This is a genomic window from Bradyrhizobium sp. 137 (assembly GCF_023074095.1).
Classification (GTDB): domain Bacteria; phylum Pseudomonadota; class Alphaproteobacteria; order Rhizobiales; family Xanthobacteraceae; genus Bradyrhizobium.
On the sequence record NZ_JADPKU010000042.1, the window covers coordinates 183,454 to 195,699 of the forward strand.

At 64.3% G+C, this 12,246-nt stretch carries 10 protein-coding genes, 1 tRNA gene and 1 pseudogene; 8 read left to right on the top strand and 4 right to left on the bottom strand.

Going from position 1 to position 12,246, the window contains the following annotated elements; genetic code table 11:
• The first annotated feature begins 44 nt into the window (after positions 1-44).
• The 3 genes from IVA78_RS08700 (at position 45) to IVA78_RS08710 (ending at position 1,959) form a co-directional block, all read left to right on the top strand.
• The gene (locus tag IVA78_RS08700; protein WP_247448795.1) at positions 45-1,265 is read left to right on the top strand and encodes a GGDEF domain-containing protein; all 1,221 of its coding nucleotides are present in this window, start codon (positions 45-47) and stop codon (positions 1,263-1,265) included.
• 59 nt (positions 1,266-1,324) lie between these two features.
• The gene (locus IVA78_RS08705; RefSeq protein WP_247277106.1) at positions 1,325-1,561 is read left to right on the top strand and encodes a hypothetical protein; all 237 of its coding nucleotides are present in this window, start codon (positions 1,325-1,327) and stop codon (positions 1,559-1,561) included.
• Between the two features lie 101 nt (positions 1,562-1,662).
• Entirely contained in the window at positions 1,663-1,959 is a 297-nt protein-coding gene (locus tag IVA78_RS08710; protein ID WP_247277107.1) for an antibiotic biosynthesis monooxygenase family protein, read from the top strand.
• A gap of 9 nt (positions 1,960-1,968) precedes the next feature.
• Here IVA78_RS08710 and IVA78_RS08715 read toward each other — a convergent pair.
• Positions 1,969-3,107, bottom strand: a pseudogene (locus IVA78_RS08715) (AI-2E family transporter).
• A gap of 248 nt (positions 3,108-3,355) precedes the next feature.
• Between IVA78_RS08715 and IVA78_RS08720 the strand changes: the two are divergent.
• The 3 genes from IVA78_RS08720 (at position 3,356) to IVA78_RS08730 (ending at position 6,626) form a co-directional block, all read left to right on the top strand.
• Positions 3,356-4,129, top strand: coding sequence for a gamma-glutamyl-gamma-aminobutyrate hydrolase family protein (locus tag IVA78_RS08720; RefSeq protein WP_247277109.1), 774 nt, complete (start codon positions 3,356-3,358; stop codon positions 4,127-4,129).
• A gap of 356 nt (positions 4,130-4,485) precedes the next feature.
• Complete coding sequence (locus IVA78_RS08725; protein WP_247277110.1) at positions 4,486-5,868, top strand: nodulation protein NfeD; 1,383 nt, start codon at positions 4,486-4,488, stop codon at positions 5,866-5,868.
• On the top strand, positions 5,865-6,626 hold the full coding sequence (locus tag IVA78_RS08730) for a slipin family protein (protein WP_247277111.1): 762 nt from the start codon (positions 5,865-5,867) through the stop codon (positions 6,624-6,626). Before IVA78_RS08725 ends, IVA78_RS08730 begins: the two co-directional genes overlap by 4 nt.
• 290 nt (positions 6,627-6,916) lie before the next feature.
• Here the strand turns inward: IVA78_RS08730 and glnA are convergent, their stop codons facing one another.
• Positions 6,917-8,326 carry a type I glutamate--ammonia ligase gene (gene glnA / locus IVA78_RS08735; protein ID WP_247277112.1) on the bottom strand — a complete coding sequence of 470 codons (1,410 nt, stop codon included), beginning with the start codon at positions 8,324-8,326 and terminating at the stop codon, positions 6,917-6,919.
• A 150-nt stretch (positions 8,327-8,476) separates the two neighbouring features.
• Entirely contained in the window at positions 8,477-8,815 is a 339-nt protein-coding gene (locus tag IVA78_RS08740; RefSeq protein ID WP_007603495.1) for a P-II family nitrogen regulator, read from the bottom strand.
• A 381-nt stretch (positions 8,816-9,196) separates the two neighbouring features.
• Here IVA78_RS08740 and IVA78_RS08745 point away from each other — a divergent pair, with 381 nt between their 5' ends.
• On the top strand, positions 9,197-10,696 hold the full coding sequence (locus tag IVA78_RS08745; RefSeq protein ID WP_247277113.1) for an NAD(P)H-hydrate dehydratase: 1,500 nt from the start codon (positions 9,197-9,199) through the stop codon (positions 10,694-10,696).
• Positions 10,697-10,700: 4 nt separating this feature from the next.
• On the opposite strand, the gene IVA78_RS08750 is transcribed toward IVA78_RS08745, so the two are convergent.
• Positions 10,701-12,005, bottom strand: a complete 1,305-nt coding sequence (locus IVA78_RS08750; RefSeq protein ID WP_247277114.1) for a multicopper oxidase domain-containing protein — start codon at positions 12,003-12,005, stop codon at positions 10,701-10,703.
• Between the two features lie 153 nt (positions 12,006-12,158).
• On the opposite strand from IVA78_RS08750, the gene IVA78_RS08755 reads away from it, so the two are divergent.
• Positions 12,159-12,243, top strand: a tRNA-Leu gene (locus IVA78_RS08755).
• The last annotated feature ends 3 nt before the right edge of the window (positions 12,244-12,246 follow it).

The following is a 12,246-nucleotide window of genomic DNA, read 5'->3' on the forward strand; positions in this document are numbered from 1 at the left end:
GGCGGTGCCGATCGCGTAACTGCTATGTTCTAGAGGGGGCCGACATGATGTCGCTCGATAGCATCACGCTCTATTTGGTCGCCACCATGGTTGCCGCACTGCTCGGCGCCATGATGGTGTTTTTCGGCAGGCAAGAGAACAGCCCCGCGCTGAAATGGTGGGGCACCGCCTATCTGCTCGGTGCAGCCTCCGTCGCGCTGTGGACTGCGGCCGGCGAAAAGCTGGGGCCGCATCTTTACCTCGCGCTGAACGCGATCGGATTCGCGGCCTGCGGCATGGTCTGGAACGCCGCGCGAGTCTTTCATGGCCGCAAGCCGAACTGGCCCGGCCTCGTGCTTGGCGCGCTCGCCTGGATCGCCGCCGTGACGCTGCTCGGCGCCGAGCCGTCCATGCTGCGTATGATCATCGGTGCTGGCATCGTCTCGGTCTATGCGGCGCTGACCGCGAGCGAACTCTGGACCGAGCGGCGCAAGAGCCTGCAACGGCGCTGGCCGGCCTTCGCGGTGCCGATGATGCATGGCTGCGTCTTGATGCTGCCAATCCTCATCGGCAGCTTCCTGCGCCCCCACGATGCGACCTTCTCGTCGAGCATCTGGGTCACCGTGTTCGCGGTCGAACTCGTGCTCTATGCCGTCGGCACCGTGTTCGTGATCTTCATGCTGGTGTCCGAGCGCACGGTGACCGCGCACCGGACCGCCGCGTCCACCGATCCCTTGACCGGCATGCTCAACCGGCGCGGCTTCTCCGAAGCCTGCTCGCGCGTGATCGAGCGCGAGGCCAAGGCCGGGCGGCCGGTGACCGTGATGATCTTTGATATCGACCACTTCAAGTCGATCAACGACCGGTTCGGCCATCCCGCCGGCGACGAGATGCTGAAATTGTTCTCGACCGTAGTCGTCAACAACCTGCGCATCTCCGACCTCTCGGGCCGTATCGGTGGCGAGGAGTTCGCAGCCCTGCTGCCGTGTTCGCTGGAAGAGGGGGTGCTGGTCGCCGAGCGCGTGCGCGAAGCGTTCGAGACCTCCGGCGTCGTGGTCGATGAAGGTCCGGTCGATACCACCGTCAGCATCGGCGTCGCCGGCGGTCCGGCCGGCACCGAGCTCGAGGTGCTGCTGGCCTCGGCCGACACCGCGCTCTACCAGGCCAAGCGCGGCGGCCGAAACCGCGTCGAGGCGGCGGAGGAGCTGCCGCTGTCGCTGGAGAACTGGCGCCGCCAGAGCGCGGCGCGGACCGGCGCCGCGCAGGTGCGTCCGGCCACCGCCTGAGACGGCAGGCGACCTTGCGGTAATCCTCTGTTTACCATTCGATCCCTACCATCATGGTCATGGAATCGATCCGTCGACAGACCCCGCAGGCCGCCCTGATGTCACTCGAAGCCCAAGCTGCCTCGGCGCGCGGTGGCTTCGCCTGTCTGTTCTCGACCGCGGACGAATACGAGCGCGCGCTGATCACGGAGCGTCGTTCTCAAGGACGATACGGCCAACGCCGCAGCTACTGGCCCTTCGTGCTGTTCGTCGGTTGCGCGTTCATCGTGGTGGGCACCGTGCTGCTGCTCGCCTGAGAGATCTGCGTTTGCCAGCCGGCCAAGCGCCGTTTCGGAGCCTTTTTCTTTTGCGACGGCTGCGGTAGACACGCCCATCGAACAAAAATGGGTGGAAACCGATGATCACCGAGATCGCGCAGATCGACGTCAAGCCGGGCAGCGAAAAGGATTTCGAGGCGGCTGTGGCGAAGGCAAAGGCCGCCTTCGGCCGCTCCAAGGGCTTTCACGGCTTCGAACTGCACAAGTCGATCGAGAAGCCGCAGCGCTATCGGCTGATGGTGAAGTGGGCGAGCCTGGAAAACCACACCGTCGATTTTCGCGGCTCCGAAAACTTCACGGAATGGCGCGGCCTCGTCGGCCAGTATTTTGCTTCACCCCCCGAAGTCGAGCACACCGAGATCGTGCTGACGACCTGACGAGCAGGCTCAGGCCGCCTCGGTCAGAGACGGCGCCTCATACGTCTTGAAATGATCGATCATGACCTTGGCAATGGCGACCAGTGGCAGCGCCAGCGCGAGGCCCCAGATTCCGAACACGACGCCGAGCAGGATCTGGAACGCGAACAGCGTGGCCGGTGGAATGTCCAGCGCCTGGCGCTGAAGGAGCGGCGTCAGCACGTAGCTCTCCATGGCATGCACGCCGAGGAAAAGCAGCAGCGCGGACAGCGCCGCGATCCAGCCCGAAGCCAGGCTCGCCAGCACCACGATGACGCCGGCGATAATGGCGCCGACGGTTGGGATGAAGGCAAGCAGGCCAGCCTGGATTCCCAGGATGAACGCGCCGGGGATGCCGATGATGGCCAGGCCGATCCAGGTCACCGCCCCGACCGCGAGCATGACCGTAATCTGCGCGATCAGCCAGCGCTCCAGCGTCTCAGCGGTACGGTCGATGATGAGGGTGACGCGCGTACGATGCTTGGCCGGCGCGAGGAACAGCAGGCCGTCGTGATAGACGCCGGGTTGGGCCGCGAAGGACAGCCCCAGGAACAGCACGATAAAAATGTTCCCGACACCGTGGATGGTGCCGAGCAGCAGCTTGAAGGTCTGGCTCACAATCGCTCCGCCGCTGGAAGCGAGTGCGCCGGCGCCGGGCAAAGGACCGCGCGTGGGCGCTGCTGGTGAGGGCGTAGAGCTCGCCGGCGCGTCGGCCGAAGAGTCAGATGCAGCATTGCCGAGGTCGAAGAAGCTGGTGTCGATGCCGTGGTTTTCGAGGAAAGACCTGACGTTGGTGATCTGCGACTTGATGGTCTTGCTCAGCAGCGAGGCCTGCTCCGCGATGGTGGCGCCGCCGAGGTAGGCGACGCCCGCGAGCATCAAAGCGAGGGCGATGCAGACGATCGCGAGCCGGACGGGATGGGGCAGTTGCACGCGGCGGCCAAGCGCGCCCGTCAGCGCGTTAAGGCCAAGGCCGAGCAGCATGCCGGTGAAGATCAGCAGCAGGGTGGCGGCAAAATACCAGGTGAAGACCAGCATCGCCGTGAACAGCACGACACTGACGCCCCCGACCGAGATCGCCCAGGCGAGATGGCGCGGGCGCGGGGCCGTTCATCTGCGGGAATGGTCACATCGGGTCCTTTCGGCGGCTGCGGGGAGGCACTCTTTCGCGAAATCCCGCCTCGGATCAAGCCGGTCGAAAACCGCCGGTTTGACGTTGTCCACGGCCTCGTCGGGCCAGCGCGAACAGTGTCGCGGCCGCCCTCCGGCCAGGCATTTGCGCGAAAATGGCATTGCCGTCCCGCGATCCCCTCTGTTGAATTTGTTCTCCCCCAAGGGCATGTTTGGAGAATCTTCTTGCGGGAGGTCGGAACGGGAGATGAGAAAGCCGGTCGTCGGCGTGATCGGGAATTCCCATCGCGTCGAAAATCGATTTCAGGTCCAGATGGTCGGCGAGCGAAATCTGCGCGCCGTAGCCGAGGTCTCCGGTGGCTTGCCGCTGATGTTCGCGGGCTCGCCCGACATCACCGATATCGGGGCGCTGCTCGATACTGTCGACGGCGTCATCCTCACCGGCGCCCGGGCCAACGTGCACCCGACGCGTTTCAACGTCGATCCTTGCGAGAAGCACGAGCCTTACGACATCCACCGCGACGAAGTCGCGCTGGCGCTCTCGGTGGCCTGCGTCGCCCGCGGCATCCCGCTGTTCGGCATCTGCCGGGGCCTGCAGGAGATGAACGTCGCGTTCGGCGGCTCGCTGCATCCCGAGATCCGCGAAATCCCGGGCCGCATAAACCACCGCATGCCCAGGCTCGAGAATGGCGAGATCCATCCTGATCCCACCGTGGTGTTCGCCGACCGCCACGACGTCGACCTGACGCCGGGCGGCGCGTTCGCGAAGATCCTCGGCTGCGAGAAGATCCGGGTCAATTCGCTGCATGGTCAGGGCATCCTGGAGCCCGGCAAGCGCGTTCTGATCGAGGGCGTCGCCGAGGACGGCACCATCGAGGCGATCCGCATCGCCGAAGCCCCGACCTTCGCGCTCGGCGTGCAATGGCACGCCGAATACGATCCCCAACGCAATCCGATCAATCGCAAACTGTTCGAGGCCTTTGGCGAGGCGCTCGCGGCGCGGCAGAAGGCTGCGGCGTAGGCTAAGCACACGGCGAGAATGCCTCGGTTTTTCGGCAATCCGGTTTCTGCCGCAACGTCTGTGCCAGAATCGAGGAGCACGAGCCCTCGCACTGATCGCTCGGCGGCATGCAGCCAACGAGCGAGATCATCGCGAGCACGGACCGGTCGGCACGGACGGCGTGAGGGTGGTAGGACGGCAGCGCCTGGCGCCGGGCGGATCAGCTAGGCATGGTCGGCCGCTGCCTCTCTTGGCCCAATCACATCGCCATCCTGCAGGACCATCGCATTGCGTTGCACAATCGCGACGTTGGTCTCCACGCGCAGCATTGAGGTTCACGAGAGGACCACCATATGCTCTGCAAGGGAGCCCTTGCCGTGCAGACCATGAAGGCGGCCCTCGTTGCGGCGATTACCGTCGTGGCTTTGACCTGCTGCCTCCTTCCCAGCTCAGCGGAGGAGAGCGGCCGTGTTGCACTGGTTGCTTCGATCGACGGGGCCATTGGCCCTGCGTCAGCCAGCTACGTGCGGGAGGCTTTGGCCAAAGCGAGCGAACGGCGCGCCGAGGTCGTGCTTCTGAGAATGAACACGCCCGGCGGTCTCAATTCCAGCATGCGCGAGATCATCGCGGATGTGCTCGCCTCGCCCATCCCTGTCGTCGGCTACGTCGCCCCCTCCGGCGCCCACGCGGCGAGTGCCGGGACCTACATTCTTTATGCGACCCACATCGCGGCGATGGCACCAGGCACCAATATCGGTGCGGCGACGCCGGTCCAGATTGGCGGGCCGCTACCGGGCCTGCCGAGCGGCACACCCGAGAAGGATGGCAAAGACAAGAAGGATGAGCCGAAGGACGCGATGACGGCGAAGGCAACGAACGATGCCGTCGCCTTTATCCGCAGCCTTGCCGAGCTGCGCAACCGCAATGCGGATTGGGCAGAGAAGGCGGTGCGTGAGGCCGCCACTCTCTCTGCCAATGGCGCGTTAGGGGCACATGCCATCGATCTCGTCGCGCGCGATCAGGCCGAATTGCTGCGGCAGATCGATGGCCGTGTGGTGGAGATTGCAGGCGGCAAAACGCAACGCCTCGCGACGAAGGATGCTGTCGTCGAAGCCATCGAGCCGGGACGGATATCCCGCTTCCTGGCGGTCATCACCGATCCGAACGTGGCGTTCATTCTCCTGATGGTGGGCATTTACGGTCTGATCTTCGAGTTCATGTCTCCCGGAGCCGTCGCTCCTGGAGTGGTCGGCGCGATCTGCCTGCTGATCGGCCTCTATGCGCTCAATTTGCTGCCGATCAACTATGCCGGCCTCGCCCTGATGCTGGTCGGACTCGTGCTTCTCACGGTCGAAGCCTTCAATCCGACGGTGGTGATCGGTCTCGGAGGGATCATTGCCTTCGTGCTGGGTGCGCTGATGCTGTTCAGGGTCGAGGCGCCCGGCTACCGCCTGTCGTGGTCGGTGATCGGCATCACTGCAGCTGTGTTCGTCGGCTTTGCTCTGGTCTTGCTTGGTTCGCTTCGGCGTGCCGCCAAGGCTCCTGAACGGGTCGGCGCGCAGGCCATGCGAGGCTTGCCTGCTGAGGTCCTCGACTGGAATGGGAGCGAAGGTCATGTCTTCGCCCATGGCGAGCGCTGGCAGGCGCGCGGCGCCGACACGTTCAAGCCCGGAGAGACGGTGGAAGTTACCAGCGTCGTCGACCTGACGCTGCTGATACGGCGCGCGCCGCTGCGGACCGGTAAGGGAGGTACATCATGATGCTGGAATATCTGACCTATGCGGCACTCGCGCTGCTGGTCATCATGTTTCTGTCCCAGGCCATTCGAATTCTGCGCGAATACGAGCGCGGCGTCATCTTTACGCTCGGCCGCTTTACCGGTGTGAAGGGCCCGGGCCTCATCATCCTCGTTCCGATCGTGCAGCAACTCGTCAAGGTCGATCTACGCGTGATGGTGCAGGTCGTGCCGCCGCAGGACGTGATTTCGCGAGACAACGTGTCCGTCAAGGTCAATGCCGTTCTGTACTTCCGCATCGTCGACCCCGAGCGCGCCATCATCAAGGTCGGCGATTACATGGCGGCCACGAGCCAGCTCGCCCAGACCACGTTGCGTTCGGTGCTTGGCAAGCACGAGCTCGACGAGATGCTTGCGGAGCGCGACAGGTTGAACGCCGATATCCAGGAGATCCTCGACAAGCAGACTGACATCTGGGGCATCAAGGTCACCGGCATAGAGATCAAGGACGTCGATATCAACGAAACCATGGTTCGCGCGATTGCCAAACAGGCCGAGGCGGAGCGCTTGCGGCGAGCCAAGGTGATCAATGCGATGGGCGAGCAGCAGGCCGCCGAAAAGCTCGTCGAAGCCGGCCGGATCCTCGCGCAGGAGCCTCAGGCAATGCAGCTGCGTTATTTCGCGGCTCTGCACGACATCGCCGGCGAACGGTCGTCGACCGTCGTGTTTCCGCTACCGACGGGCTTGCTCGACCATTTCATGCCGCGGCCTAACAACCCGTAGCCGCAAGCGGCGCGGATGACCCATCTCGGCCCAAATGGGCCTCTCGAATGTTGATGCCTACTTAAACGGGAGAAACATTCGAAGGACCCCGCCTATGGCGGACCCCCGGGCGAATATCACGCCCTCATGGTGAGGAGCTCGCCTCAGCGTGCGCCTCGAACTATGCAGGCAGGCCGAGCACGTTCGGCAAGATTGCAGCAGTCATCTGCGATAGCCTTACCACAACTTCCGAAACGAAAAGGCGCCCCCTTTCGGAGCGCCTTTTGCTTGTCGCATGGCGTTCGAGCCGATCAGCCCGAATAGTACATGTCGAATTCGATCGGATGCGGGGTCATCTCGAAGCGCTCGACTTCGGTCATCTTCAGCTCGATATAGGCATCGATGAAGTCGTCGTCGAACACGCCGCCGGCCTTGAGGAAGGCGCGGTCCTGGTCGAGATTCTCGAGGGCTTCACGCAAGCTGCCGCACACTGTCGGGATCTGCTTCAGCTCTTCCTTCGGCAAATCGTAGAGATCCTTGTCCATCGCCGGACCCGGATCGATCTTGTTTTTGATGCCGTCGAGACCGGCCATCAGCATCGCGGCGAAGCCGAGATAGGGATTGGCGAGCGGATCGGGGAAGCGCACCTCGACGCGCTTGGCCTTCGGCGAAGCGGTGTAAGGGATGCGGCAGGAGGCCGAGCGGTTGCGCGCGGAGTAGGCGAGCAGCACGGGCGCTTCATAGCCCGGGACCAAACGCTTGTAGGAATTGGTCGAGGGATTGGTGAAGGCGTTGATCGCCTTGGCGTGCTTGATGATGCCGCCGATGTAATGGAGGCAGGTCTCGGACAAGTCGGCGTATTTGTTGCCGGCGAACACCGGCTTGCCGTCCTTCCAGATCGACTGGTGAACGTGCATGCCCGAACCGTTGTCGCCATAGACCGGCTTCGGCATGAAGGTGGCGGTCTTGCCGTAGATGTGCGCGACCTGGTGGATGCAATATTTGTAGATCTGGATGTGGTCGGCCATCAGCGTCAGCGTGTCGAACTTCATGCCGAGCTCGTGCTGGGCGGAGGCGACTTCGTGATGATGCTTCTCGACCTTGACGCCCATCTTGGCCATGGCCCCGAGCATCTCCGAGCGCATGTCCTGCACGGAGTCCTGCGGCGGAACCGGGAAGTAGCCGCCTTTGGTGCGGACGCGGTGGCCGAGATTGCCGCCTTCATATTCGGTATCGGAGTTGGTCGGCAGCTCCGAGGAATCGAGACGAAAACCGGTGTTGTAGGGAGTCGAGGAGAAGCGCACGTCGTCGAACACGAAGAACTCGGCCTCGGGGCCGACGAAGACGGTGTCGCCCACGCCCATCGACTTCACCATCGCCTCGGCCTTCTTGGCGATGCCGCGGGGGTCGCGGTTGTAGGGCTCGCCGGTGGTCGGCTCGAGCACGTCGCAGGTGATGACCATCGTGGTCTCGGCGAAGAATGGGTCGATCGTCGCGGTCACCGGATCGGGCATCAGGCACATGTCGGACTCGTTGATCGCCTTCCAACCTGCGATCGAGGAACCGTCGAACATCGTCCCTTCGGCGAAAATATCCTCATCGATCATGCTGACGTCGAACGTCACATGCTGCCACTTGCCGCGCGGATCGGTGAAGCGCAGGTCGACGTATTTGACGTCGTTGTCCTTGATCGATTTCAGGACGTCTTTGGCGGTCTTCATGCATACCCCTTTTGGCTCTGCGGGTCGGTTTCCAGATGAGCAAGATTATTCTCGCTTTGGGCGAGTTTTGCGCGCGTACAAACGAAATCAGGCCGCCGAAGCAGCCTTATTTCCTGTCAGAGTGTCGCAAAATGCGGGATAGCACCCGGCTCAGATAGCGTCCAGCCCGGATTCGCCGGTTCGGATGCGGATCGCCTCTTCGATATTCGAGACGAAGATCTTGCCGTCGCCGATGCGCCCGGTCTGCGCCGCGCGACGGATCGCGTCGATGGCGCGCTCGACCAGATCGTCGCCGATCACGATCTCGATCTTCACCTTGGGCAGGAAGTCGACGATGTATTCTGCGCCGCGGTAGAGTTCGGCGTGACCCTTCTGCCGGCCAAAGCCCTTGGCTTCGGTGACGGTGATGCCCTGTAGGCCGACTTCCTGAAGCGCTTCCTTCACCTCGTCGAGCTTGAATGGCTTGATGATGGCTTCGATTTTCTTCACTGCGCGCCTCCCGGCCTTTCGATCAAATAGCAACGTCTTCGTCAGGATGCGCTTTTGTCACGCACGATCTTGTCTTCGCTATGCCGGAATGCCTGACCAGCCCGGCAACGACGGCCGGCCACACCCTGATAAATGCCAGTGAGCACGACAAACCGAAGCGGCTTCCTCGAAAGCAGGGTCTATGCCAAGTTGCAAATGCCCTGATTATTGGAGCGTTATCAGCCTTTTAACGAGCACAATCTGATGGGTGGCGCCGACCGGCACAAAATACCGAAGACTACGAAATAGGCAAACGGTTCAATATGTGTGCAGATCGTTGGTCCGTGGGATGGGTCGGCACGGAACGTGCCTGTTGAACGGGCGTTTGGACAGGGAAGTGGCATGGAAGTTCTGACCAACGCTGAAATGCAGCGCGCCGATCAGCTCAGCATTGCGGCAGGCACGCCCGGCTTCAAGCTGATGCTCGGCGCCGGCCAGGCGGTCGCCGAGGCGGCCAATGCGCTGGTGGAGGAGGGGCCGATCCTGATCGTCGCCGGTCCCGGCAACAATGGCGGCGACGGTTTTGTCGCAGCTGCCGAGCTCGCCGCCCAAGGGCGCGAGGTCTCGGTGATCCTGATGTGCGAGCGCGACCAGCTCCAGGGTGACGCCGCCTCGGCCGCGCGCGGCTGGAAGCACCCGGTGCTCCCGTTCAATCCGCAGGCGATCGGAAAGCCGGCACTGATCATCGATGCGCTGTTCGGCGCGGGTCTCAGCCGTCCGGTCGATGGCGAGGCGCGCGCGATGATCGAGGCGATCAACGGCAACGGCGCGCCGGTGCTGGCCGTCGACCTGCCGAGCGGCATCAACGGCACCAGCGCCGCGGTGATGGGCGCGGCCGTGAATGCCGCGGAGACCGTGACTTTCTTCCGCAAGAAGCCGGCGCATCTGTTGCTGCCCGGTCGCATGCATTGCGGCCGTGTGCGCGTCGCCGACATCGGCATCGACGCAAGCGTGCTGGACGAGATCGCCCCGCAGCTCTTCGAGAACGATCCGGATTTCTGGGGCGCCGCCTTTCCGGTGCCGCGCGTCGACGGCCACAAATTTGCGCGAGGCCATGTGATGGCCGTCTCCGGTGATGCAGCCGCAACGGGCGCTGCGCGGCTTGCCGCGCGCGCGGCGCTGCGGGCCGGCGCCGGGCTCGTGACGCTGGCGAGCCCGCGCGATGCGCTCGCGATCAACGCGAGCGCGCTAACCGCGGTGATGGTTCGCCCGGTCGACACCGCGATCGAGTTCGGCGAGCTCCTCGGCGACAAGCGCTATAACACCTGCATGATCGGGCCCGGCGCGGGCGTCGGCGAGCGCACCTGCGATCTCGTTCACACCGCGCTGACGGCGCAGCGGCGCCTGGTGCTGGACGCCGACGCGCTGACGAGCTTTGCCGCGAAGCCCGAGCGGCTGTTCGAATCGATCAAGTCGTCGCAGGACAATACGGTGGTGCTGACCCCGCATGAGGGCGAGTTTCCGCGGCTGTTTTCCGACCTCAGCAACAAGCATCCGGGCCGCTCGAAACTCGAGCGCGTTCGCGCCGCCGCCGAGCGCTCCGGCGCCGTCGTGCTGCTGAAAGGACCGGACACGACGATCGCCGCCCCCGACGGCCGCGCCACCATCGCCGCCAACGCGCCGCCCTGGCTCGCCACCGCCGGCGCCGGCGACGTGCTCTCGGGCATCATCGCTGGCCTCCTGGCGCAAGGCGTGCCGGCATTTGAGGCCGCCAGCATCGGCGTCTGGATGCATGGCGAGGCGGGAAGCGAGGCGGGGCCCGGGCTGATCGCGGAGGATCTGACCGAGACACTGCCGGCTGTGCATCGGCGGATCTATGACGCGCTCGGGGTCGAATACTGAGCGTTCACTCCACCGCGTACCAGCGCACCAGGCGCGGGGCGGCCCAGTCGGTCAGAACGGATTCGAGCAGCCATCGTCCGGGTGAGGTCGCCGCGAACGCGATGCGCTGGGTCTGACCGGGCTCGATCGCGAGCGTGTCGAGCCAATAGGGCTTCCAGCCGTCGTCGAGCTTGTCGAGCAGGCGGAAGGGGTGGCCGTGCAGGTGGAACACGGTGGTGATCGGGGCGGGGTTCTGCAGGGCCAGTACGACGGTGCGGCCGGCCTTGGCGCGGAAGGCGGGGGCGGAAGCGGTGGAAAAGTTTGCCGGCCGCGCCCAGCCGGAATCGGCTGCGCCCAGCGCGACATCGAACCGCAGGGCGCCTCTCAACTCGAGCTTCTCAGGTAGATCGTTCGACGGGAGTGGCTGCGGTTCGAACAGCGGAATGCGCCGCTCCAATTGGCCCGATACCTTGAGGCTGCCTACGCTTCGCGCCTCCTTGCCGTCATGCAGCACGAAAGCGGCCGATATGGCCGTGTTCACAAACGCGTCGGCCCGTCCGCCGGGGGCCAGCACGAGAGCGCCATTGCGAGCTGGGAAGGGCTCGGCCGGCTGTCCGTCCAGGGCCATGACCCTGACCTCGTGGCTTTCCAATTTGATCGCCAGAACAGTGCGTTGGGAGCCATTGATAAAGCGCAGCCGTAGCCGCTCATTGGCGGCAGCTGAGAGCTCGAATGAAGTCTGTCCGTTGATCGTGTAGAGCGGCGTCGTGTCCTGGGGATCGCGACCGGGGGAAAGCGCGGTCCCGTCCGGCCGCAGGCGCCATTCCTCGATCAGCAAAACCTCGTCGCGATCGACGGGGACCCGATTTGCCTCCTCGGCGATGATCGGAAGCGGGCGGGCGGGTTGCTTCAGGCCGTCCTCGAAGAGCCGGAAGTCGGCCAGCAGGGTTCCTGCACTAGATATTGAGATGATTGATGTTTCAGTCGCACCCGGGGCGGTTGGCGCGCGCCCCCGTAGCGGGTCGGAAGCGGCCGGGCCGTTCAGGCCGGACCAGACCGGTGCAAGCGGCACAGGCAGCTCGTTCCGGAACACCACCTCGCAGCGGTTGCCGCGCTTGAGACGAACGTTTCCCAGATGGCTTACGGCGGCGAGCTCCCAGATCGGCGTAGGCGGCTGACCCTGCCTCAGCGCCAACGTGGCCGGCCTTGCCTGGAGGGCGAGCTGGGCTGTGGCCGGCGGGGTTGCGCCGCCGGCGATCAGCCCGGCCGCCGAGGCGCCGAGGCCCGCCAAAACCTCGCGTCGGCTCAGGTCAAAAATCCGCGTTGTCATGGCCGATCCGGACCACGCCGCGCTGGATAAGTCCAGCCGGCGTGCCTATTTGATGCCTGCCTCCGACCAGCCATTTTTTTGCTGCGAACAGTCAGGCACATGCTATAAGCCCGGCCGCCCGCGGCATCGCGGCCGGCCTTGATGCGAATTCACGCGGGCGTGGCGGAACTGGTAGACGCGCTGGATTTAGGTTCCAGTGTCGCAAGATGTGGGGGTTCGAGTCCCTCCGCCCGCACCAAGC